The following is a 21,174-nucleotide window of genomic DNA, read 5'->3' as shown; positions in this document are numbered from 1 at the left end:
TCACCGTTGGCGATGGGAAGTGCACCGGCGTCGATGACATATGTCATGAGCGAAAGGGTGCTGGCGCCCTGCCTGGTTGGGCCCGGCTCAGGGAGTCGCAGCGGTGGTGAATTCGTCGATCTTGGAGAGGAGATACTCGTCGCGTGGGGGATGATGGGCCAGCGTGGCGAAGGCTTGAATTTGTTGGCCAGACAAGGGGAAGCGTCGCTGTATGGCCAAGTCTGCTAGCGCTTGGAGGGCGACGGGGTGCTCACCGTTGTAGAGCATCTCTGCGAACAGCTCGGTGAAGTTCTCTCCGATGCGCGGTTGAATCGTGTGCACAAGGTGCTCCACCTGGGCCACGTAATCAGTCTGTTCCATCCGGCTCCCCCTTAATAGGTCGTGCGGAATCCCAGCGGAGTGACTGGGTCTCTTGCATTGAACGTTCTGTTTCATGGCGCGACGTGTCAGCACTGTGTGTCGTTGACGCGCCTAACCCCTATCAGTTGTGCGGGCTAGGGCCAACGTCTCCAGCTCTTGGCTGCACGTGTGGCGTCTATGAGGCTGGTGGGCTCGTCAGGTTCGCGGCCCGCGATCACCTCCTGTGCTTTCTGCTGTCAGAACAGTCTTTCGATGTGAACGCTATCTGTCGCCTTTGTCGGGGTCTAGGTGGTTGTCAGGAGAATGACTCAGCGCGTTTTGGAGCCCACCGGCCCAGAGGCACCGCATTGTTTGGCCAGTGACGATGATGCGATCGGAGACAACGATCCGCCGTCTGCCTTGGTTTGCCGCCCTTGGGCAGAACCTAAGGTGGTCGCCAGATCCACGACCAGAGGTCGATGGTCCGATGCCAGCAAGGACGGCACCGATAGTCGCCGGACGCCGAACTGCGGGCTTGTGAGCACTCGATCCAGATGCAGGAAGGGCCAAGCGCTGGGGTAGGTGGCGCCAAAGGGGCGCTTAATGATGCTTCCCAGGGAGCGCCAGGTGCGCCTCGGGTGTCGGGCCCAACGCAGCTTCGCGGTGAGAGCCTCCAACTCCTCGGACGGGTATGCGCTGTTGAAGTCCCCAGCCACGACAATGGGTTCTGGCCACCTCTGGGCTAGGTCAGCTAGAGCGGCCGCTTGCCGAGCGCGAATCTGTCGCCAGCGGCGGCCAGCGCTGAAGTGGGTGGTGGCGACGGTGACGGGCCCGCAGTGAGTGTGGACTTGGGCCCAGAGAACCGTACGGGGCTCTTGGTTGTCTTCGGTCGGCAAGCGGTCGACGTGTGCTTTGTTGATGTCGAAGGGGGAGAGGATGGCGTTGCCGTACTGACGGCCATCGTGGTCAAGGGAGGGGCCGTAGCGCACGTGCATGCCAAGCTGGGTGGCCAGTTCTGTGGCTTGGTCGGCATAGTCCGATCGTGGGCCCCAGAAGCGGTCGACTTCTTGGAGGCAGATGATGTCTGGTTGGCACTGTTGGATAGCGAACCCGACTGCGGCCAGGTGTAGGCGGTTGGCCGGGTCGGCTCCGTGATGGATGTTGTAGGTCATGATCCGCAGGCGCGACATGGCATCCCCTCGCAGGTTTACCGGCCAGCCTAGGCGCACTGGTGGTGTTGGTCCACGCAGTTGCCGCGATCGTTTCGGTGTTTGCGGTCGTGGCCGATGGTGAAAGCTGTGCCGTCGGCGTAGTGCAAGGCGGTGTTGGGGCCGTGGCCTCCGTTGGCGGAACGGCAGGCGGGTGGTTCTCAAGCACCATGGCGTTGGCATCAGCCCAGGTCCCATAGTTATCCACAGGCATAGGACTTGACCTTGACGGCGAATTGTGAAGTTTGGGAAAATGAAATCAGGGGTCCCTAGGTGAAGATTTTTCACTCTTTGAACGCGGATTCAAGCCTCACCTCGACCTCACCCAGGCCGCCGCAATGTCGGTCGATTCATCTCGCAGCCCATCGGCTAAGAAACAACTCCAGGCCCATCGCGCATCCAACCCGGCCAGACCGCGCGGTGTGTGGCACCGAGCGGCCACATGCGGCCAAGAGGAATGCGCTCCGGTGCCCTTAACCTTCCGCATCCGGCGCGGCTGGAGGCGTCGTCGGAACGACCTCGACCGGGTCTACCCACGGGTTGTCGTCCCGATTCTCAAAACAACCCGAGGCCACGCTGACCGTGATCGACCTGCGATCCGGTTGCATCGTGGCCCGATAGCGAAACCCGTCGTGGGCCACATGAGTGAACATAAGACCAGAGGTGCCACGGACCACACCTGCTGACTCCAGCTCGGAGTAGCCCAGAATCTCGACCCACACCCGATGCATGCGCCGCAACACCGCGCGAGCCTCGTCGGGCTCAACCTCCAAGGAATACTGCATGATGAGCTGATACAGCTCCAGCTCCTCGTCGTGACAAGGATTGTCCACAAAAGCGGAAAATTCTAGCTGCCCTACGCCATTGGCGTTGAAGTCCTCCAACAAATCGCGGCTCTTCAACGCCAGCTCATCGGCCGTATCGTGCTTGTCGCGCACTTCAGTGGTGCAACCGGCCACCAAGGCGGCCACGGCAAGCAGCGGGACGATGAAAATGCGCATACGTCGAGTCACCTGCGCACGCTATCAAGCACCCCATTGAAGAATAATCGCGTATCGCCTTGGCCTCAGCCCATGCCTCAACGGCAGAACCCAGGTAGCCGGTGACACCGTCCAGGGCCACCGGCATCACCCTAGTTCTGGCTGGCCGACGTCTCCGCCGACGGCTCCACTACGGAATCAGAAGCTTCGGCAGCCTCCCGCTTCGCCCGCGATGAGGCGATGGCACCGTCAATTGACCAGGTACCTCCGCCGGAGAATCCGATCATCAAACTCGCCGCGGCCAACACCAACACGAACTCATAGCCGCCGTTGCCCACATAGAACGTCGGCCAATGCACCATCACCAAAGCGCCAATCATGACGCCAGCCAGCAGAATCCCCGCCAAAGGCAGCAAGACTCCCAAAATGAGCGCAGCCCCCGCCACCATCTCGATACTCGCTACCGCATAGGCGGAGAACTGTGGGGCCGGAACTCCCATGGAGTCAAACCCCGCAGCAGTCTGATCGATACCGGCGTCCACAAATTTTTGCCACCCGTGCGCCACAAACACCAGACCAACCGCTAGGCGGGCAATCACAATCGTGAACGCTCGCAGATGCAGCGCCAAACCGGAGCCCGACGGCCGCAACGGATACTTCAAACCCATACCCACTCCTAAGAAAGAGAACGACTCAGAACGCAATCGAGGCGACGAGTCGAGGTGAGGCGCTGGTGGGAGAGATTCCACCGGGAGGAACGCCCACCCCCACCTAGTAAACCTCTGCGAACCGACACAATTCGCCCCCCACGCGAACACGGGTACCAAAATATGAGAAGCCCCAGGTTGGTGCCGTGATAGGAGGCCGGGGCGCTCCGGAAGCCCGGGGCTTAGGTCTGTGGGTATAGGCCCCAGGTACGACAACCCGGCCCGAAGATCCGGCCACGGATCGATGTTCCCCACCTGGTCGGCCCATAGCGTTGCAATCATGATCGAAATTCAGAACTTCACCAAACGTTATGGCAAGAAAGTCGCCGTCGATGATGTCACCACCACCATCAAACCGGGCAAAGTCACTGGTTTCCTTGGCCCCAATGGTTCTGGCAAATCGACCACCATGCGCGCCATCGTCGGCCTCGACACACCCACCCTTGGCACCGTGACCGTCAACGGTAAGCGCTATGCCGACCTGAGCGCGCCCATGACCGAAGTCGGAGCCCTTCTGGACGCGAAGTCGCTCCACCCCGGACGCAGCGCCTTCAACAACCTCATGGCCTTGGCTCACACCCACCGCATCCCACGCAGCCGGGTCAATGAAGTGCTTAACCTCGTCGGCCTATCGGAGGTGGCGAAGAAACGCCCCGGCGGCTTTTCCCTAGGCATGGGGCAGCGGCTCGGCATTGCAGTGGCGCTGCTGGGAGACCCCAAAATCATTATCCTCGACGAGCCCGTCAATGGCCTCGACCCCGAAGGAGTGCGCTGGATTAGGGAACTCTTGCGCAGTCTTGCCGCCGAAGGCCGCACTGTCTTTCTGTCCTCACACTTGATGAGCGAGCTATCGCAAACCGCCGACCACCTTGTGGTCATCGGCAAAGGCAAGCTCATGGCCGACGAAAGCATGGACGATTTCCTTCAGGGCGCCGGAGTTGGCACTGTCCAAGTCTCCAGCCCCACCATTGAGGAACTGCTCGACCATCTACGTGGCCCACAGGTGAGCGTCAAGCCAGTCAAACCAGGCACCGTCACCATCAGTGGCCTCGAAGCCCGCAGCATCGGGGCGGTCGCCGCTCAACACGGCATCACCCTCTACGAACTGACCACCCACCAGACCTCACTCGAAGAGGCCTTCATGGACCTCACTCGCGACGCGTTCGAGTACCGCAGCAAATAGCAGCGCCCACAGCCAAAGGAGAACTCCATGACCACTACCCAGGCCAGCCCCATCGACGTCGCCCAGGCACCCACCCCCGCGCGCAACGCCAGACCGTACCGCCTGTCTTTTCGAGGGCAACTACTCAGCGAGTGGACCAAGTTCTGGTCCCTGCGCTCCACCTGGATGATGGTGATCCTCGCCGCGGTCATTCCCATAGCGGTCACCATCCCCGCCGCCCGCAGCTTTAGCGATTTCGAACAGGTCGCCGGGATCGATCCAATTGGCTCCACCCTGTTTGGAATCAGCTTCGGCTCAATCCTGATGGGCATCCTTGGCGTGCTCTTGATGACCAGCGAATTCGCCACCGGAAGCGTCCGTTCCACTCTCACCGCCACCCCCGGCCGCACCGGATTGCTTCGTAACAAGGCCATCGTGTTCACCGCGATCACCGCCGTCATTTTCGGGGCAGTCACCCTTGCGGCGTACTTCGTCGCCCAAGCGCAACTAGGCGATCACCCGCTGGCAGTGGGTCTGACAGACGACGGCGTCATCCGCACCTTGGCAGGCATAACCTTCAGCGTAGTCTATTATGGACTATTGGGGCTAGCGCTAGGCACATTGCTGCGCAACACCGCCGGTGGCATCACCACGTTCGTGGGGATATTCCTGCTACTGCCCAATCTGCTGCACTTGTTGCCTGGCGAACGCGCCACCGACCTCATTCCCTACCTACCGGCCCAGACGGTGCTGCCGCTGACCGAACTCAACCCTGTCGCCTCCGGGCCGTCGCCGGGAGTGGCCACGCTAATGTGCCTAGCTTGGCTCGTCGTGTTCCTCGCGGCCGGAGCTGCCACATTGAAACACCGCGACGTGTGAAGATAAGCCAGTGACGCCCTCACAGCCTCGTACCAAGCGACGTAGCCTCACTCAGTGGGCCCGGGACTTCGACTCCCGGAGCCCACTGAAGTGGGATATCGCGCTGCCCGCCGCACTACTGCTAGTCGCGGTATTGAGCTACGTCTTCGGCCAGTGGGGCCACTGGCACGAAGACTTCGGCCCCACGTTCGCCTTGCCGCTGGCCATGTGGCTCTTGCATGTGATACCGCTGATATGGCGACGCCGCTACCCCGTCGCAGTGCTGGCGGCGCAAGCCGTGCCGGTCACGCTGGCCGTCATAACCGGCCAGGCCATCAGCGCCGAACTGGCGGTGGTGATCGCACTATTCAACGTGGCCTTGCGCAGCCCAATAAAGGCACTACTGAGCTTCGGCGTCCTCATCGCGGCCAATATCTTCCTCACCGTTGGGCCTTGGCCCGAACCACACGCCAATACCTTGATAGAAAACATGGTCATGCCGTGGCTGTTCGTGCTGTTGTTCGGATGGTTGATTCGCAGCCGGAGGGCATACCAGCTCGCCCAGCGCGAAACGGCCGCCGATCAGGCCGTCGCCGCCGAACGTTCCCGCATCGCCCAAGAAATGCACGACATCATCGGGCACAATCTCGCCGTCATCACCGCGCTGGCAGATGGGGGTGCCTATGCCGCGCGCTCCTCACCCGAACGGACCGAAGAGGCCATGCACGCTATCGGTTCAGCCAGTCGAGAAGCGCTCTCGGAACTGCGCCGAGTCCTATATGTATTGCAAGATGACAAAGAGCCCGCTGAACTGAGCCCGCAACCGGGTCTGCCTGACGTGGAGTCGCTGGTCGAGCGAGTCCGCGCAACCGGCCTAGCGGTAGGCCTGCGGTATGAGGGTGAGCTGCCGCAGATGAGTCCGGGAATGGGGCTTGTCGTCTATCGGGTGGTACAGGAATCGCTGACGAACGTCTTGCGCCACGGTAGCCCCGCCCGTAGCGCTGAGGTCACTATCAGCGCCAATGCTGAGCGGTTGGCCGTTACGATTACCAACACAGGCCCTGTGCCCGCGGATTCCTCAGCTAGGCAGCAACCTTCGGTCTCACTTAGCAAGGAGAATGAATCCGGCCAAGGCATCTTCGGAATGCGTCGCCGGGCCGAGGCGTACGGGGGCACGTTGGAGGCCGGGCCGAAGGCGACCGGAGGTTGGCACGTCACCCTGACATTGCCGACCTGACACAAAAGAGGAATGGGCTGCTGTGACGACCGTATTGATCGTGGACGACCATGCCTTGCAGCGTATGGGGTTTCGCATGCTGCTGGAGACCCAAGAGGACCTAGAGGTGGTCGGGGAGGCCGAGAACGGTACTCAGGCGGTCCAACAGGTGCGAAGCCTACGCCCGGACGTGGTGCTGATGGACATTCGCATGCCCAAGATGGACGGCATCGCCGCCACTGGTGCCATTGTGGCCGACAACGGGCCCACTAGGGTGCTGTTGCTGACCACATTCGACCTGGATGAATACGCTATGGCGGGCCTGCGGGCCGGAGCTTCGGGCTTTCTGATCAAGGACGCTCAGCCCGAGGACCTTCTTTCCGGCATCCGGGCTGTGGCCAGCGGAGACGCCGTCGTCGCACCTCGGCTGACGCGACGGCTGCTCGACCGGTTTATCAACGCGGAGCCGGTAGCGCCCAGCCGGGCCATTACCGAGCCATTGGCGCGACTGACCGACCGGGAACGCCAGATCTTGACGGTCATCGGGCAGGGCTGGAGCAACACTGAAATCGCCCAACGCCTCCATGTGTCAGAGTCGACGGTCAAGACGCACGTGGGGCGGATATTTAACAAGATTCAGGTGCGCGATCGCGTTCACGCGGTGATCTTTGCCTACAACGCGGGTCTGGTTGCTCCGCAGCAGAATTTAGCTGGCCCAGCGGTTTTGTCGCTGGGCCAGCTCTCAGAGATTTCATTATGCGCGGGGTAGAACCGTCGCTGGATGTGTTTGGGCTAACGATCGGACTGGGCCGAAACACGTTCGTTGAGGAAGTCACGGAGCACGAGGGCGTGATTGCACTCGGGGTCCTTCGCGGCATACAGAAGTGTGATGTCTCCCTTGCTCGCTGCCTTGAGCAGTGCCTTCAGGGGGCCTTCTCTACCCTCCAATTCCCGGCGGTAACGCCGCGCGAAGTCGTCGAAACGCTCGGCGCGATGCCCGAACCAGATTCGTAGCGGTGGTGAAGGTGCTACGTCCTTGGCCCATTCGACGCCATCGAGGTCTGTTTTGCTAATTCCGCGCGGCCATAGTCGGTCGACGAGGAACGCCGGTTGCGAGCTAGGTGAGTAGCCATAGACTCGTTCAATGTGTATCGCCATGAATCGCACTCCTTTCCCCCATTCATAACCGACAAGGTGAGAAAGTGCAGGCGAACCGGCTAGTTTCCGCAGGTTGAAGGTGCCTTTGGCCTCTTATGCAAAATACGACTCCACCAGCGCCGCAGGAGAAGTTCTCGCAGGTTAACCAGAGGGCCAGACGCGGTTGACGCCGCTGCCCTCAGTGCCTTAGATGGCTTCGGCCAGCAGCAGAGTGTAATAGTTGCGTTCATCGTCCCAGTGGTGAGTGACGCCGAAGCCCGCCGCGTCCAGTTCCGCGCGCAGGGCGTCGGGCCGGAACTTCGTTGACACCGACGTGTGCAGGTCTTCACCGGCTTGGAATGTGAGCTCCATGTCCAGAGCCGACAGGTCCACGCGCATGCCTTTCTGGGCGCGGAGGCGCATCTCGATGACTGCGGCCTTGTCGTCCCAGATCACGACGTGGGAGAAGTTCTCTGGTTGGAAGTCACCGTCGAAATGGCGGTTAAGCACGTGAAGAAGGTTCTTGTTGAACTTCGCGGTGACGCCTTGGGGGTCGTCGTAGGCGGCGATCAGGGTTTGGGTGTCTTTGACCAGGTCGGCGCCGAGCAAGAACTGTTCACCGGGTTTGAGTTCTTGCCGCAGATTCGTCAGTAGTTCGGCTCGCTCGGTGGGGAGCATGTTGCCGATGGTGCTGCCAAGAAGGACGACGAGGCGGCCTTCGCCGGTGGGCAGATGGTGCAGGTGCCGGGTGAAATCCCCGACGACTCCGCCGAGTTTCAGATGCGGATAGGTCTGAGTGAGGATCTCTAGAGAGTCTTCAACGGTCACGTCTGAGACGTCGAATGGGTAGTAGGCCCGCAAGTCGCCGTGGTTGTGGAAAGCGTCGAGCAGAATCCGGGTCTTTTCCGACATCCCCGAGCCCAGCTCGACAATCGTGTGCGCCTTGGCGGCGGTGACGATGTCCTTGGAATGCTCGAGCAAGATCTCGGTCTCGCAGCGGGTGGGGTAGTAGTCGGGCAGCTGAGTGATTTGTTCGAACAGGGCCGATCCGCGTTTGTCGTAGAACCATTTGGGGGGCATCCATTTGGGGTGCGAGGCCATTCCGCCGCGTACGTCGGCACGCAGCTCATTATGGAGGTCACTATCGTCGATGAGGACGGTGATCTGCGGGTTCGTGGTCATAGTTCCCTCCCTCCCAGCAATGGGAAGTTATTCTCACATCCGAGAATAAGTCCCAGCGGGATCTACCGACGGGGAATTCTTATTCTGGGACTCGGGCGATAAAGGCATGTTATGGGGCACAAGCAGCGGGAATGCCGAAATGCGCAGTTCGCCGCAACTCCGAGTCGTCGCATTCGGAGCGGCTGCGGGGTGACACAGGCACGGCTGGAGGATGTGCCAGGTGATGAATTCTAGAGTGCGGGTGGCAGATGGTCTTGCCCGCACTCGGGTGTCAATTTTTCCTATGAATTCTCTACGCGCGGGAGGGGGTCTCTATGGGGCTCCGGGGACTAGACATGCTTCGGCGGCCACATGACAGGCATACTTGAGCGCGGCTTGCACGACTGTGGGGTTACCCCAGGCGCCGGTCCGATCCAGGCTCATCCAGCCCGCCGAGGTCAGCCACCCCAGTAGCCCGGAGGTGAAGGCGTCTCCGGCTCCGATGGTGTCGGCAACCCGTACCTGCGGTGCGGCTTCGGTCAGCGTGAACTTGCGGTGGAACGCCACTGCTCCGGAAGAGCCCAGTGAGACCACGACTAGGTGGGGTCCGGCCTCTAGCCAACGCTGCGCGATCGACTTGATCGTCTCGGTCGGATAGAGCGTGACGAGATCGTCTTCACTGGCACGCACGATGTGCGATAGGCCAACGAGCCGCTCGGTTCGTTCCCGCACCTTTTCGATTTCACCCATCGCGGCAAGCCGGATGTTCGGGTCAAACGAGATGGGCACGTGCTGGCGGGAACGGTTGATCCAGTTCTCGATTATGGATGCCGAGGGCTCCAAGTAGGCCGCCAGTGAGCCAAAGTGGATTGAGTCGATATCGTCTTGATCCGCCCGGGGCGGCTCGGTGCCCTCCCACGCGAAGGCGGCGGTGCCGGTGGTCCAAAAGTCGTAGATGGCCTGGCCCTTGTCATCGACCATGGCCAGGGCCATCGAGGTGGGTAGGTCGGTGCGCTGGAGATAGGTGCGTTTGACGCCGGTACGCACAAAGCGTTCCCACGTCTTTTGCCCAAAGACGTCGCCGCCGACGGGCCCGATGAGCCCGATGGGGATGCCCCGTCTGGCGCAGGCCACTGCCGTATTGGCTGGACCTCCTCCGCAGGTGGGCCGCAAGAGGCCACCGCTTTCGGGTACGAGGTCAATGAGATTTTCGCCTGCCACGAGAATCAACGAGGGGCTCCTTCCGCCGGTGTCACTGTTTTACCAGGTGGGGTGCTCAACTTCCAGTGGGGTCGGCGGGGAGTTCTCTTACGGGTGCGAGAAAATGGGGCCATGTCTTCCTCCCAACGCGAGCCCGATGCCGCTGAGAACGACGTACAGGACGCTGACCAGGGGCGCGACTTCGAATCGAGCGGTCGCGACGGCGACGCCGCCGCTTCCAGTGTGCCTGAGAATTCCGAGGGCCACCCGCGCGTCATCGCCCCGTCCCATATGCGGCCCAAGCAGCGCCGTTTCCGGGACATGTCGATGTCTTTGGCGGTGCTGTTGGTGCCCTTGGCGTTGGTGTTCGTGGCGTGGAACTGGCTGGCGCAAGACCGTTCGGTCAGCATGATTGACCCCAGCGGGACATATGTGTCGGCGCAGGGCGCGGGCTTGGATGTGCGGGTGCCGCAGCTGTCAGATGACTGGAAGCCCATTTCGCAGGCGTTCTCGTCCCGGCAGGGCGAAAACGAGGACGCGGTGGTGGCTCGGGTGGGCTGGTATTCGCCAGAAGGCGAGGGCTACCAAGTAGTACAGACCACGGCGAGCATTGAAGAGTATGTCAGCATCGAATTCCCCGGTGGGGCGACATTGCGGGAGACCACCGATGTGGCCGGGGAACGATGGACGGTGTATCTGGGCGCGGGCAGTGTGCTGGCCTGGGTGAGCGAGCTGGACGGCGTGACGGTCGCCATGTTGGCTCAGCAGGGGGAGACCAACGACATCGAGCAGTTGGCTGCGGGCTTGGCCGAGGGCATTGACGTCGCGACATGGACTGAGCAACAGTTCCAACGCACGGAGTGACTGAGGCAACACCGTCGCTGTTGTCGCTGCCCAAGGCTCGTCACTCCTGAGCGGGCTGTGTGGTGCCTTTCCCGGTTGGGCCTGCGGGGACTCGCTGCCGGTGGGCAGGAACTAGTCGGCACGTTGCGAGCGGGTGATTATTCGTCACGAGACGCAACTTGTGCCGCGCGCTCAACTCAAGCGTGAGTCACTCGGTGGTTTCGGCTCGGGAAGCCATGCGGGCGTCGAGGCGTTCGCGCGCGCCTTCCAGATGTGACTGGCATAGGTCGGCCAGTTCCTCGCCGCGTTCCCACAGCTGGAGGGACTCTTCGAGTGTGGCGGCCCCGGCTTCCAGTTTCTGCACGACCTCGACGAGTTCGGCACGGGCCTCCTCGTAGCTGAGCTGCTCGGTAGTCATGTTGTGTCCTCTTCGGTGTGGCTGTCACGATGTGGTGTGGTCTCGGTGATGTCGGCTCGCAGCCTCCCGCGTGCGAGCTTGAGCCGCAGGCCTTGCCCCGTCTGGACATGCTCGGCGTCTCGCACGATCTGCCCGTCGTCGGTGAGCGCGATGGCAAAGCCCCGGTCAAGTGTCGATTGCGGCGACAGTGAGCGCACGCGTGCCCGTATGTGTACCAGCGACTCTTCGGCCTGTTCGAGGCGGCTGGCGAACCGCGTTCGGGCTCGCAGCCGCAAGGTGGCGATCGCTTCGGTTCGCTCGGTCAACATCGAGTGTGGATCGGCCAAACAGGGGCGGGCCCGCACTGACTCGAGGCGCTGTTGCTCGCGGTCAAGCAACCCTTTGAGCGCTAGAGCGGAGCGTAGCCGGGCATCATTCAGGCGCTGTGTTTCCTCGTTGAGGTCGGGGACTACTGTCTTGCCGGCGGCGGTGGGGGTTGAACAACGCACGTCGGCGACGAAGTCCAGCAACGGTGTGTCCGGCTCGTGGCCGATCGCGCTCACCACTGGTGTTTGTGCGGCTGCGACCGCGCGGCAGAGAGTCTCGTCCGAAAACGGCAACAAGTCTTCCATCGCGCCACCGCCGCGAGCGATGATGATGACATCGACCTGCGGATTTGTGTCCAGTTCGGCCAGCGCCGAGGTTACCTGCGGGACCGCTTGCGTTCCCCCTACGGCGACCTCACGCACGATGAAGTGGGCGGCGGGGAGGCGGGCCTGGGCGTTCTTGAGCACGTCTCGTTGAGCGTCGGAGTTGCGTCCGGTGATGAGGCCGATTCCGCGAGGCAGGAACGGAAGCGGTTTTTTGCGCGCGGGGGAGAAGAGCCCCTCTTGGTCAAGTTGTTTCTTGAGTCTTTCGAGGCGGGCCAGTAGTTCCCCCAGGCCCACTGGTCGGATTTCGGTTGCGCGCAATGACAGGGTGCCGCGCGGGGTATACCAGTCTATTTTTCCACCGATGACGACTTGGGATCCGGCTTGGAGTGGAGGCTCGACGGCTTGGGCGATGGCGCGGGGCGCGAGCACGTTGAGTGTGGCTTCCGCGGAGGGGTCGCGCAGGTTGATGTAGGCGAAGCCGCCGCGCACGTTGATCTGGGTGACCTGGCCCTCGGTCCATACATGGCCGAGCCGTTCGATCCAGCCTTTGATGCGCGCGGAGAGTTCCCGGACCGGAAATGCCGCCTCGGGGCTTTTGCCTGGTTCCGCTGTGGAACGGTCCGCAGGGTTGTGGCCACCGGGCGTGACTGGTGCGGTTGTGTCGCTTGTCTCAGCTGAGTTGTGAGGCACGGGCCTACTGTAACCCCCGGACCAGACAGCTACCATCGATGACGTGGCTGCGAAACGAGTACTTCTAGCAAAGCCCCGTGGATACTGCGCCGGGGTGGACCGAGCTGTCGAGACGGTGGAGAAGGCCCTGGAGTTGTATGGGGCCCCCGTCTATGTGCGCAAGGAGATCGTCCACAACCGCCATGTGGTCGACACGCTGCGCGACAAGGGCGCGATCTTTGTCGAAGAGAATGAGGAAGTGCCCCCGGGTTCTATTGTGGTGTTTTCCGCCCATGGTGTCGCGCCAGAGGTGCATGACCAGGCTGAGGAGCGCAACCTTAAGGCGATTGACGCGACGTGTCCGTTGGTGACCAAGGTGCATCAGGAGGCTCGCCGTTTCGCCCGCGATGACTTTGACATTCTTCTGATTGGTCACGAGGGCCATGAGGAGGTCATTGGCACCACTGGGGAAGCACCGGAGAACATCCAGCTGGTTGATGGCCCGGATGATGTGGAAAACGTGACGGTGCGTGACCCCTCGAAGGTTGTGTGGTTGTCGCAGACGACTTTGTCGGTGGACGAGACGATGGAGACGGTTGATCGGTTGCAAAAGAAGCTGCCGTTGCTGCAGTCGCCACCTTCGGATGACATTTGTTATGCGACGCAGAATCGACAGCAGGTGGTCAAGGAGATCGCTCCCGAATGTGATTTGGTGCTAGTGGTCGGCTCTAAGAATTCCTCGAACTCGGTGCGCCTGGTGGAAGTCGCCGTGCAGGCTGGGGCCAAGGATGGGCATCTGATCGACTTCGCGCACGAGATTGAGGAGGGGTGGCTCGATGGGGTTGAGACTGTCGGCCTGTCCTCGGGGGCCTCGGTCCCGGACAATCTTGTTGACGATGTGCTCGCGTTTTTGTCTGAGCGTGGGTTTGGCGACGTCAAGGAGTATGAGCCGGTGACGGAGAAACTCACCTTTGCTTTGCCTCGTGAGCTGGTTAAAGACATGAAAGCCGCCGCATCTGCACAGTAGTGCGGCGCCGCTGGAGGTGAAAGCCGACTCCCTGTGGGGGGTCGGCTTTCGTGTTGGGTGGGAAAAATCGGTTAATGAGGTGCGCATTCGGTGTAATTGGCTTGCTGTGGGACGAACCACCTGATGTAATTGGGTACAGAGGACGCGATTATGGGTGGGCTGACTGTTGTCGCCCACCCATCGACCACGTCGTCTTAGAGCCCCATCAATCGAGAGGCCGCCATGCCCACCACCGACACCCACACCACACCCACCTCCATCCCCCAACGCAAACTAACTCCCGACCTGGCTCGGGGCTTTATGCTGCTGCTCATCGCCATGGCCTATTCGGGCATCTACCTCACCGCATCCGACGTGGGTGGCTACGGCTCCATGCCAGGCGGCAGCGGGTTGGATCAAACCGTCAGCTTCACCGCCACCCTCCTGCTGGAAAACCGCGCCTTCCCGCTCTTTGGCATCATGTTCGGTATCGGCATGGTCATGCTCGTGACCCGGCAAAGCCAGAAAGGCACCTCCGAGGCAGACTCCCGCCGACTCTTGAAACGTCGTGCACTCTGGCTGCTGGTCTTCGGCATCGCACACGCCATCCTCGTGTTCCCCGGCGAGATCCTGGCCGCCTACGGCCTAGCGACACTGATCCTCGCCTGGCTGCTGTTCCGCCCCAGCACAGTTCTCGCCCGCGCGGCAGCCATAGTCTCGGTCTACTACGTCGTGGTCATCATGCTGGGCTCCCTGGCCATGGGCGCCTACGCCCAGGAGATGGACGAAGGCGACTTTGCCATTCCGGGCTACCTCACCGCAACCGACTGGGTCGAGCGCATGGTCAGTGGGCCCATCGCGCCACTTTTCAACGTGTTCTTCTTCCCGACGCTGATCCTGGTCATCATCGGCATCATCATGGGGCGCAAGGGATACCTGGACGACCCGGAACGCCACCGCCACACGTTGCGTAAACTCGCCATCGGCGGCATCACCATCTCAGTACTCGGCGCGCTACCGATGGCTCTGGCCGGAGCCGGTGCCCTCGACCTCAGCGACGCTGCCTACGGGTTGACCTCAGGATTGCAAATCCTGACCGGAATCATCGGCGGCATCGGCTACGTAGCCGCGTTCGCGTTGCTGGGCATCCGGCTGGAACGCAGCCGAGGCCCCATCACCCGCGCGCTAGCCGCAGGTGGACAACGATCGCTGACGCTCTACCTCTACTGCTCAGTCATGATCGCCGTGGTGATGCACCCCGACCTCATTGGAATCGGCGACCACACCCACCGAGCCGGAGCCGTCACCATCGCCTTCCTCATCTGGGTCAGCGGCATCGTCCTCATGCGAGCCCAAGACTCCGCCGGAAAACCCGGGCCCGCGGACAAACTACTGCGCACCCTTGTCTACCGACCCGCCAAGCAAGCCAAGCCCACGAACTGACCCCAAGCCGCGCAGCCGTCCTGGGCGCACACGCGGCGAGCCTTAGGACTCGTCGGATTCACCTCCCCAGGACGGCTTACGCGTCGTGGTCAACACCTGGGAGACCTGCTGCGGCACCTCAGTGGCCACCCCCAAATCATGGAACCGTCGCGCCGTCACCAACAACCGCGACTCCACCGAAGCCACCGCCGCGTTATACGCCCCCGTCGCCGCCTCCAACGACGAACCCAGCTTCACGAAATGGCCCGCGACCGTCTGTAGGCGCGCATGCAGTTCCCGGCCCAACTGATGGACCAAACGTGCGTTCTCCGTCAACGCCTGTTGCTGCCACGTGTGCGCCACCGTACGCAAAAGCGCCATCAACGTAGCCGGAGACGCCAAGATGATGCCCTTGCCGAAAGCGTCCTCCAACAGCGACGCATCGTGCTTCAACGCCGCGTCCAAAAACGTATCCGCCGGAACAAACAACACCGTGAACTCCGGCGAATCCGCCATCGCCCGCCAGTAGTTCTTCTTACTCAAAGCCTCCACATGAGAACGCACATGTTTGGCGTGCAACACCAGATGCGCTTCTCGATCAGCCTCATCGTCGGCCTCCATCGCCCCCAGATAGGCATTCAGCGGAACCTTGGCGTCCACCACCAGCTGCCGGTCTCCCGACAGACGCACCACCAAATCCGGACGCACCACTGAACCGTCGACATCGGCCGAGACCTGCTCGGAAAAATCACAGTGATCAACCATGCCCGCGATCTCCACAATGCGACGCAGCTGCACCTCGCCCCAGCGCCCACGCACCTGCGGAGTACGCAACGCCTGCAACAACTGCGATGTGGAATTGCGCAGCGACTCGTTGACATCCGCCACGTTCCCCAACTGCACCCGCAACTGGGCATACGCATCCCGCCGCGCCCGCTCGACATCACCCAAATGCTGCTCATAGCGATGCAACGAATCATGGAGCGGCGCTAGCACATCGCCGACGGCCTGCCGTGAATGCGCCGCCGCCTCCATCGACACCGCCCGCAACGACTGCTCCAAGCGGGTCTCGTTCTCGCCGGCGGCCTCCAAGCGGGCCGACAGAGCCGCCAACTGAGCAGTCTGCTTGGCCCGACCCGCGAACCAACCCGCAACCGCACCGGCCAAAACGCACACAATTGCCAATAGCACCCATTCCATCCTCACATCGTAGAGGGCGTCCCCGACTTCGACTGGAGGCCGAGCCGTGGGCGTTGGCCACAGCGACTACATGCAAAAAACCGACGATGCGCCAACAGCCAGACCCCAGGTAGCATTGGCCGCATGGAACTTTGGGTTGTACTGCTGATCATCGCTGTCGGGGTGGGCTTCTACCTCATGTCCCAAAACAAGAAGCGAGCCGAAGCCCAACTGGCAGACGCCCGCGAAGAGGCGCAGCGCTTGTACGAACGCCTCGGCGGACAAACCATGAACCTCGTGCCACCAGCCGACAACGTCGCGGCCGGTCAGGCGTTGGCCGACGCGGGCGAGCGCTATACGGCGGCCGGGTCGCAGCTTGAACGTTCCACCACCGTGCGGCAGTACGCGCTGGCCAAGGAGACTGCCGTCGAAGGTCTGCACTACGTGCGTGCGGCCCGTGAGGCCATGGACATGGACCCAGGGCCTGCCGTGGAACTGCTGCCGGGCCAGGCCCGGGCCGGAACGCTGAAGGAAGATCTGTCGACCGAAGTGCAGGGCCAGACCATTACCGCTTCGCCGCGGCCCAATGCCGACAACAAGCACTATTACCCAGGCGGTCATGTCGAAGGCAAGCCCGTCCCGGCGGGCTGGTACTCCACTCCGTGGTGGCGTCCCGCCGCGACCGGAGCCCTGGCTGGTGTTGGCGCGATGATGATCTTTTCGGCGCTATTGGCGCCCGCCTTTGCCACTGGCGCTGTTGACGGTGGGGCAGGGGACGCCGGCGACGATGGGATGGGGGAGGACATGGACGCCGGAGGCGATGACTTCGCCGGGGGCGACTTTGGCGGCGACGCCGGGGGCGATATGGACTTCGGTGGTTTCGACTTTTAATCCATGCCTGCTTCGACTTTCCACCCATGTCAGGTGTGTCTATAGGCTGTCCCTTCTCTCTGTTTCCATAGGGCACGGCACTGCTGTGCCATCACTCAATCTCCGTGTGTCACATTGATAAGCACCTATGCAAACGCTGTCATTTCGCTCTGGACTCATGTCATCGCTCTGCGCGATGACATGAGCAATATTCAGTGACATTTCTCACTATGAGGGACGAGGGGGAGCCGGTGATGGAGCCGCGAACGTCACATATGGCCGCGCGAGCTATGTCGCAATTGGTATTCGTTGTGACGACTAGTCAAACTAGCTCCGAATTCGTTACTCCTGTACGTTGATGTGTCGCGTATCTGGATTGGCAAACTTGTCAGTCCATTGTGTCCATTCTTGGCAGGGTGGTCCACTGTGCTCTGAGGCTCGAAATCTGCGCCCACATCCGGCGCAAACGGTAATACCGCCCTTGCCTTGACTCTGAATAAACGTCAATATGTGGTGCAGCGCATTGCCAGAACGAGCCTCTCAGACAACCTCAATCCCCCACGTGCCCACAGAGCACAACCCTTTGCGGAATGTCCGAGAGTTCGTTCCTCCCATCCCCAAATGGGCGATGCGGCTGATCCCGTCACCCCGGCGGGACCCCGGAAGAACTACATGATTGGAGCCGTCGTGGCGAGAAACCAACGACGATGGCGCCGAGCAGTAGCCGTTGCAGGAGCTGGAGTACTGGTATCGGCTATGGCCGCCAGTCCCAGCTTCGCAGAGGATGCTCTTGGCTCCCCTTCCGAATCTGATGAATTCGCTAGCGCTGAGGCCGCGATCGAGGCCAAAGTGCACGTGGACGTCCTCGATGAGGTCAAGGCCTCGGGCGAATCCGAATTCTGGCTCATGCTCGACAACGAGGCGGACTTCACCGCCTCCACCGCGGCTTCCACAAAGGAAGCCAAAGGCGTCGCAGCGGTCGAGGCCCTCCAAGCCCAGGCCGCCGCTACTCAGGGCGACCTCCTTGAGTATCTCTCTGAGAGCGGAATCGACCACCAGGAATACTGGATTGTCAACACCATCCGTGTAAACGGAGACATCGACGTTTTGGGCGAAGTCGCCCAGCGCGCCGAGGTTAACGAAATCATTCCCTACACCGAACCCGAGTTCATCGAACCGGTGGATCTGGGCGACGACTATGAACCGTTGAACGACTTCACCTGGGGCGTCGACGAGATCAACGCACCTGCGGTGTGGAGCGAACTGGGCGTCACCGGCGAAGGCGTCACAGTCGCGTCGATCGACACCGGTGCCCAATTTGACCACCCGGCCCTAGTGGACTCCTACCGCGGCAACGACGGTAGCGGAAACTTCGACCACGATTACAACTTCTTCGACGTCGACAACCAGTGTGGAAGTGCGGACACCTGTGACACCAACGGTCACGGAACCCACGTTCACGGAACGATGACCGGTGGAACCGACCCCAACGGCGTAGCCTTCGGTGTTGCCCCGGGATCTGACTGGATCGCCGTCAACGGCTGCTGCCCCGGTGGGCAAGCTCCGCCGCTGCTGGAAGCCGGACAGTGGATCGCGGCTCCGACGGACCAAAATGGTGAGAACCCGGACCCGACCAAGGCCCCACACGTGGTGAACAACTCGTGGGGAACCCCGGCCAATGACCCGATCTTCAAGGGCATGGTCGACGCCTGGTGGGAAATGGGAATCTTCCCGGTCTTCTCCGCCGGTAACAGCGGACCTAGCTGTAACACCACTGGTTCGCCCGGTGGCTACCTCAACGCCTTCGCGGTTGGTTCGCACTCCGAGTCCGGACCGATCTCGTCCTTCTCCAGCCGTGGCGCCAGCCAGGACGCTGAGGCGGACATCAAGCCGGAGCTGTCGGCTCCCGGCCAAAGCGTGTACTCGGCATGGCCCGGCGATGGTTACCACACCATTTCCGGAACCTCGATGGCCGCCCCGCACGTGGCTGGCACGGTCGCTTTGATGATTTCGGCCGCCCCGGCACTGTCGGGCGACGTCGACGCCATCTGGGAGATTCTGAACGAGACGACCTTCCACGACGACCACACCAACGACACCAGCTGTGGTGGAGACGAGTTCTACAACAACGTCTACGGCCACGGAAAGCTGGACGCCCTCGCGGCCGTTATGGCCTCTCCGATGGGCGACACCGGTTCGCTCGGCGGCGTCGTGACCGATGCCGACGGTGAGGCCCTCGCGGGCGCCACCGTCGAGGTCACTGGCCCGATGTCGACCTCCACGTCCACTAACGCCGACGGTGAGTACTCGGTTCCGGTCCTGATGGTCGGCGAGTACGACATCAGCGTCTCGCTGTTTGGCTACGAGACCGCCACCGGCACCGTGGAGATCGTCGAAGACGAGAACGCTGTCTTTGACGTTCAACTGGACACGTTGCCCGGTAGCGAGTTCTCCTCAACCGTGGTGGACGCCGGTGAACACGGTTGGCCGCTGGACGCGACGGTTACCGTGGTCGGAGCGGGCGTTTCGACCACGACCGACCCGTTGACCGGTGACTTCACCGTCACCCTGCCAGAGGGCGAACACGACCTCGTGGTCGACGTGAACTACCCGGGCTACGAACAGGTTGAGGTCAGCGTCATCAGCGCCGCCTCCGACGTGATCGAAGTGCCGCACACCGCGGGCTGTCTGGCCCCCGGCTATGGTGCCGCGATCCTCGGTGAGGGATTTGAGGGCGGTTCGACCCCGGCCGGTTGGACGGTAGTGGATCACGAGGATGCCCCGTGGGCGTTCGAATCCAGCCGCTCCAACCAGACTCCCGGTGAGGGTGGGTTCGCCATCGCGGACTCCGACCGTGCCGGCTCCGGTACCCAGGTCAACACTGAGCTGATCAGCCCGGTGTTCAACCTGGCTCAGGCTGACACTCCGGTGCTCACGTTCGACAACGACTACCGCCACCTTGGCAACTCGACGGCGACGGTGCTCTTCAGCCCCGATGCTGGCGAGACCTGGGAGGAAGTGTGGTTCAAGGACTCCGCGCTGCGAGGCACCTCTGAAGAGGTCGACTTGAGTGAATGGGCCGACGCCACCGAGGCGCAGGTCAAGTTCCACTACGAGAACAACGGCACCTGGGCCTGGTGGTGGATGGTCGACAACGTCGCCGTTGGACCCGACACCTGTGAGGCGCAAGAGGGTGGCATCGTCCGTGGCGAAGTGACTGACTCCGCCAATGGCAACGCCATCGAAGGCGCCACCGTCTCGGCTGGCGACTTCTCGGTCACGACTGACAGCGACGGCAGCTACTGGTTGTTCACGGGAGCGACCGGCGACGTGGATGTCACCGCTTCGCACCCGGACTTCAGCCAGTACTCCCAGACGCTCGACATCGACAACAGCTCTGTGGTGGGTGCCGACTTCGCACTGGGAACCACTGAGTTCGTCACCGACAAGTCCTCGTTGAACTCCTTTGTGCAGCAGGGCGGTTTCTGGACCCATCAGCTTGACATCACCAACATCGGCGACGCCGGTGGAGAAATCACCCTCTCGCTGGGTGAGGGTGACTTCGAGATGCAGGGCGTGTCCGATCAGGCCGGAACCGGCTGGGTCTCGGTCGATCACGACACCGTCTTCATCGACGCGGGCGAGACGGTCACGGTTTCTGTGACCACGACCGCCAGCGCTGACTACGGTTCGGCTACACCGGGTCTGTACACGACCACTTTGGTTACTGGTGGCGCGTCGCCGAACGACCTGCCGGTGGTTGACGTGTCCATGCGCGTCGTGCCGCAGCCTGACCAGGGCAAGGTCGTCGGTACGGTTCTGGCCTCCACCTGTAGTGGTGACGTGGTCGAGCTGGCTGGCGCTCAGGTGCAGTTCAACTCGTCGACTGGGCAGAGGTTTGACCTCATCGCCGACGCTGACGGGTTCTACGAGTACTGGGTGACCAGCGGTTCGTTCGTCGTGATCATCTCGAAGGACGGCTACTCGGCCGAGTTCGCCCAGGTGAGCGTCAGTGCGGGTACGACCAATATGCAGAACTTCACGTTGAACGAGTTGGGCTGCTAATTCGAGAGGTTTCGGCATTTCTTTGCGGGGCTTCAGGAGTGTGGCGCCGCCAGGAGTGACCGAATAGGAAGCACAACTGCATAAAGCTGGGGTCGCGACGTC

Annotated in this window: 19 protein-coding genes; 9 read left to right on the top strand and 10 right to left on the bottom strand. The window is 61.9% G+C overall.

Translation table 11 applies throughout. The features are described from left to right. Window positions 1-87: 87 nt before the first annotated feature. The 4 genes from JQS30_RS12835 to JQS30_RS12820 form a co-directional block, all read right to left on the bottom strand. Window positions 88-360 (bottom strand): hypothetical protein, encoded by a 273-nt coding sequence (locus JQS30_RS12835; RefSeq protein ID WP_213170645.1) that lies wholly within the window; start codon window positions 358-360, stop codon window positions 88-90. Between the two features lie 308 nt (window positions 361-668). Next, complete coding sequence (locus tag JQS30_RS12830; RefSeq protein ID WP_213170644.1) at window positions 669-1,529, bottom strand: endonuclease/exonuclease/phosphatase family protein; 861 nt, start codon at window positions 1,527-1,529, stop codon at window positions 669-671. A gap of 491 nt (window positions 1,530-2,020) precedes the next feature. Continuing rightward, window positions 2,021-2,560 carry a hypothetical protein gene (locus JQS30_RS12825; RefSeq protein WP_213170643.1) on the bottom strand — a complete coding sequence of 180 codons (540 nt, stop codon included), beginning with the start codon at window positions 2,558-2,560 and terminating at the stop codon, window positions 2,021-2,023. Between the two features lie 119 nt (window positions 2,561-2,679). Continuing rightward, the gene (locus JQS30_RS12820; RefSeq protein WP_213170642.1) at window positions 2,680-3,195 is read right to left on the bottom strand and encodes a DoxX family protein; all 516 of its coding nucleotides are present in this window, start codon (window positions 3,193-3,195) and stop codon (window positions 2,680-2,682) included. Between the two features lie 319 nt (window positions 3,196-3,514). On the opposite strand from JQS30_RS12820, the gene JQS30_RS12815 reads away from it, so the two are divergent. Genes JQS30_RS12815 through JQS30_RS12800 form a run of 4 tightly spaced genes read left to right on the top strand, consistent with a single transcriptional unit; the run spans window position 3,515 to window position 7,239 of the window. Next, window positions 3,515-4,417, top strand: a complete 903-nt coding sequence (locus JQS30_RS12815; RefSeq protein ID WP_213170641.1) for an ABC transporter ATP-binding protein — start codon at window positions 3,515-3,517, stop codon at window positions 4,415-4,417. A 27-nt stretch (window positions 4,418-4,444) separates the two neighbouring features. Beyond that, the gene (locus JQS30_RS12810; RefSeq protein ID WP_213170640.1) at window positions 4,445-5,275 is read left to right on the top strand and encodes a hypothetical protein; all 831 of its coding nucleotides are present in this window, start codon (window positions 4,445-4,447) and stop codon (window positions 5,273-5,275) included. A gap of 10 nt (window positions 5,276-5,285) precedes the next feature. Next, entirely contained in the window at window positions 5,286-6,491 is a 1,206-nt protein-coding gene (locus JQS30_RS12805; protein WP_213170639.1) for a sensor histidine kinase, read from the top strand. Window positions 6,492-6,513: 22 nt separating this feature from the next. Then, complete coding sequence (locus JQS30_RS12800; RefSeq protein WP_213170638.1) at window positions 6,514-7,239, top strand: response regulator; 726 nt, start codon at window positions 6,514-6,516, stop codon at window positions 7,237-7,239. Window positions 7,240-7,262: 23 nt separating this feature from the next. Here JQS30_RS12800 and JQS30_RS12795 read toward each other — a convergent pair whose 3' ends face one another. The 3 genes from JQS30_RS12795 to JQS30_RS12785 all read right to left on the bottom strand — a co-directional run bounded on the left by JQS30_RS12795 (window position 7,263) and on the right by JQS30_RS12785 (window position 9,989). Continuing rightward, entirely contained in the window at window positions 7,263-7,628 is a 366-nt protein-coding gene (locus JQS30_RS12795; RefSeq protein ID WP_213170637.1) for a DUF488 domain-containing protein, read from the bottom strand. 186 nt (window positions 7,629-7,814) lie between these two features. After that, a complete protein-coding gene (gene egtD / locus JQS30_RS12790; RefSeq protein ID WP_213170636.1) occupies window positions 7,815-8,789 on the bottom strand; it encodes an L-histidine N(alpha)-methyltransferase in 975 nt (324 codons plus the stop codon). Between the two features lie 312 nt (window positions 8,790-9,101). Further along, the gene (locus tag JQS30_RS12785) at window positions 9,102-9,989 is read right to left on the bottom strand and encodes a carbohydrate kinase family protein (protein WP_246498162.1); all 888 of its coding nucleotides are present in this window, start codon (window positions 9,987-9,989) and stop codon (window positions 9,102-9,104) included. A 111-nt stretch (window positions 9,990-10,100) separates the two neighbouring features. Here JQS30_RS12785 and JQS30_RS12780 point away from each other — a divergent pair, with 111 nt between their 5' ends. Then, entirely contained in the window at window positions 10,101-10,832 is a 732-nt protein-coding gene (locus JQS30_RS12780; protein ID WP_213170634.1) for a DUF4245 family protein, read from the top strand. 187 nt (window positions 10,833-11,019) lie between these two features. Here the strand turns inward: JQS30_RS12780 and JQS30_RS12775 are convergent, their stop codons facing one another. Both JQS30_RS12775 and xseA read right to left on the bottom strand, forming a co-directional pair. After that, on the bottom strand, window positions 11,020-11,229 hold the full coding sequence (locus tag JQS30_RS12775; protein WP_213170633.1) for an exodeoxyribonuclease VII small subunit: 210 nt from the start codon (window positions 11,227-11,229) through the stop codon (window positions 11,020-11,022). Then, window positions 11,226-12,551 carry an exodeoxyribonuclease VII large subunit gene (gene xseA, locus JQS30_RS12770; RefSeq protein ID WP_246497914.1) on the bottom strand — a complete coding sequence of 442 codons (1,326 nt, stop codon included), beginning with the start codon at window positions 12,549-12,551 and terminating at the stop codon, window positions 11,226-11,228. The genes JQS30_RS12775 and xseA overlap by 4 nt, the downstream gene beginning before the upstream one ends. A gap of 43 nt (window positions 12,552-12,594) precedes the next feature. Here xseA and JQS30_RS12765 point away from each other — a divergent pair, with 43 nt between their 5' ends. Beyond that, window positions 12,595-13,557, top strand: coding sequence for a 4-hydroxy-3-methylbut-2-enyl diphosphate reductase (locus JQS30_RS12765; RefSeq protein ID WP_246497913.1), 963 nt, complete (start codon window positions 12,595-12,597; stop codon window positions 13,555-13,557). A 222-nt stretch (window positions 13,558-13,779) separates the two neighbouring features. Further along, window positions 13,780-14,979 carry a DUF418 domain-containing protein gene (locus JQS30_RS12760; RefSeq protein ID WP_213170631.1) on the top strand — a complete coding sequence of 400 codons (1,200 nt, stop codon included), beginning with the start codon at window positions 13,780-13,782 and terminating at the stop codon, window positions 14,977-14,979. Window positions 14,980-15,021: 42 nt separating this feature from the next. Here the strand turns inward: JQS30_RS12760 and JQS30_RS12755 are convergent, their stop codons facing one another. Continuing rightward, on the bottom strand, window positions 15,022-16,158 hold the full coding sequence (locus tag JQS30_RS12755) for a DNA recombination protein RmuC (protein WP_213170630.1): 1,137 nt from the start codon (window positions 16,156-16,158) through the stop codon (window positions 15,022-15,024). A 123-nt stretch (window positions 16,159-16,281) separates the two neighbouring features. Here JQS30_RS12755 and JQS30_RS12750 point away from each other — a divergent pair, with 123 nt between their 5' ends. Beyond that, window positions 16,282-17,028, top strand: a complete 747-nt coding sequence (locus tag JQS30_RS12750; protein WP_213170629.1) for a hypothetical protein — start codon at window positions 16,282-16,284, stop codon at window positions 17,026-17,028. A gap of 735 nt (window positions 17,029-17,763) precedes the next feature. Next, entirely contained in the window at window positions 17,764-21,072 is a 3,309-nt protein-coding gene (locus tag JQS30_RS12745) for a S8 family serine peptidase (protein WP_213170628.1), read from the top strand. The last annotated feature ends 102 nt before the right edge of the window (window positions 21,073-21,174 follow it).

The sequence above is a fragment of the Natronoglycomyces albus genome (genome assembly GCF_016925535.1).
GTDB lineage: Bacteria > Actinomycetota > Actinomycetes > Mycobacteriales > Micromonosporaceae > Natronoglycomyces > Natronoglycomyces albus.
The sequence above is the reverse complement of the archived record's forward strand: the minus strand, read 5'-3'. Positions and strand labels throughout refer to the sequence as shown.